Origin of the sequence: Nocardia sp. NPDC058497 (assembly GCF_042720195.1) — a bacterium.
Taxonomy (GTDB): domain Bacteria; phylum Actinomycetota; class Actinomycetes; order Mycobacteriales; family Mycobacteriaceae; genus Nocardia.
Genome location: NZ_JBHXMY010000975.1, coordinates 1 through 1360, shown reverse-complemented (window position 1 = coordinate 1360; position 1360 = coordinate 1). Strand labels below are relative to the sequence as shown.

1 protein-coding gene is annotated in these 1360 nt (G+C 57.8%); it reads left to right on the top strand.

Annotated features, from left to right (window positions below; genetic code table 11):
- Positions 1-1274 (top strand): RHS repeat-associated core domain-containing protein (locus tag ACFWPJ_RS32975; protein WP_378857461.1); only part of this gene is annotated, 1274 nt, incomplete at its 5' end.
- Positions 1275-1360 lie beyond the last annotated feature (86 nt).

Genomic DNA, 1360 nt, shown 5'->3' with positions numbered 1-1360 from the left:
ACAAACACATCGATTTCACCCGCCACCGCACCGGCCGCAACACCCGCTGGCGAATCGGCGAAGACAAAATCGACCGCACCTACACCCCCACCGGCGAACTCGCCACTCAACAAGCCACCGGCTTCCCCGCCCAAACCTTCTCCCTCGACCTCGGCGACTTCGGCGACACCACCGCGCGGCCCGACCCGCACCTGATCCGCCGCGACGAATACGCCTACCGCCCCGACGGATTCCTCACCACCCACACCACCACCCGACCCGACACACCCCCCGAACACGCCACCTACCGCCTCGACCCCGTCGGCCGCGTCAACGCCATCACCCGCAACCACACGATCACCGAAGCCTACGAATACGACGCCCTCTCCAACATCACCGCCAGCCTCCCGCCGCCGAGTGAAAACGCGGACACCCCACCGGCACCCGCGCGAATGGAAGGCCGCGAATACCACAACAACCTCCTCACCCGCGACGGCCGCAACCACTACTACTACGACCCCGCCGGCCGCCTCATCCGCAAAGTCACCACCCGCATCTCCCGCAAACCTGACATCTGGCACTACCGCTACAACGCTTTCGACCAACTCACCGACATCTACACGCCCGGCGGCGAATGGTGGCAATACACATATGATGCGCACGGCCGTCGAACAACGAAGAAGATGGTCATTGGGCAGGGAACATGCATCGAGGAACGCTATCTAATTTTCGATGGCAATCGCCTAATTGAACAACAGCTCCCCGAGTCGATAACCAGATGGCAGTACCACCCCGATACATTTACTCCAATAATTCAGGAAAGCGTCGGCTCTGAAGTTCATCGGCGAGCGGTTTCGGCAGTGCTGACAGACGTGGCTGGTAGACCGCATGAGCTTGTCGAACCAAACTACGCTCACCGTCAGGGCGTCGCCACGGCTGATCTCTGGGGTGGGACCCGCTGGGTGGGGGCAAGCAGCCCGATCGGATTTCATGGGCAATTTATCGATGAAGAATCGGGATTGCACTACAATTACCGGAGGTTGTATGACCCTGTGGCAGCTCGGTTCATTACCTCTGATCCGCTTGGGCTTGACCCTGCTCCAAATCCGTTTTCGTACCCGCGAAATCCGATGCGATGGTCCGATCCGCTTGGGCTGAACCCGGATTATCGGGAATTCGCCCATGGAACCTCGCTCACGCATGCCGACAACATTACGCAGAACGGAATCAGCGCCGAGGCTGGGCAGGCCGCCTCAAATGGCGGCGCTATGAATCGTGGGTCGTCGTTTTTTTAATAAAAAAGAAAAAATTTTTAAAATCACCAGGTTGAAAAACCCAAAAAAAGTGTGGTTGTAGATTATAGAGTAGAAAGTAAAAAAAA